Here is a 530-nt window from a genome sequence, read left to right as displayed (position 1 = left end):
TCTGGCGGCTGCCCACGCTCCACGGCGCGAGCGCGACTACTACCTGCGACTGCGAAACGCCGTGGCGTCCAAAATGTCGCCTGCTCAGATTCACGAGGGTCAGCGTCTCGCGCTGATCTGGGCACCGGGACGATTGTAAGCCAAGACTCTCAATCATTTTAGGAAGGAGGCGAATGCACGATCCGCCATTCGTATCTCGTTTGAGCTTGGCTATATTGGACGCGCGAGGACTGCATCTATCTGACTCGCGAGATCCGTGCGTTCGGCCGGAGTCGGATCTTTTGGCGTGGTATCGTTATGTCATGTTGCCGCCACGCGATGATTGAACAGGGTGATGAGCGGTTCACCCGGCAACTGCCGACCTTCTTCTATTCTGCCGCCGAAAAAATAGATACCGGCCCACAGGCATTTGCTGTTGGGCCGGCGCGGTCTTTAGAAGAAGAAGCTGGTCTGGAGATAGCCGTAGAAGGTGTCGGCTGTGGCAGGCGCGTTGGGGGCGGTCTGCAGGAATCTGCCTTTGATCAGGTAGG

The 530-nt window shown here is 57.7% G+C and carries 1 protein-coding gene and 1 pseudogene; both read left to right on the top strand.

Annotated features, from left to right (window positions below; genetic code table 11):
* Window positions 1-139 (top strand): annotated as a pseudogene (locus B2M20_RS20480) (tetratricopeptide repeat protein); the annotation flags it as partial.
* Between the two features lie 179 nt (window positions 140-318).
* Window positions 319-530: hypothetical protein (locus B2M20_RS20020; protein WP_210189135.1), on the top strand; the 212-nt coding region annotated here is incomplete at its 3' end.

The organism is Nitrobacter vulgaris (genome assembly GCF_002028545.1).
In the GTDB taxonomy this organism is placed as follows: Bacteria; Pseudomonadota; Alphaproteobacteria; order Rhizobiales; family Xanthobacteraceae; genus Nitrobacter; species Nitrobacter vulgaris.
The sequence above is the reverse complement of the archived record's forward strand: the minus strand, read 5'-3'. Positions and strand labels throughout refer to the sequence as shown.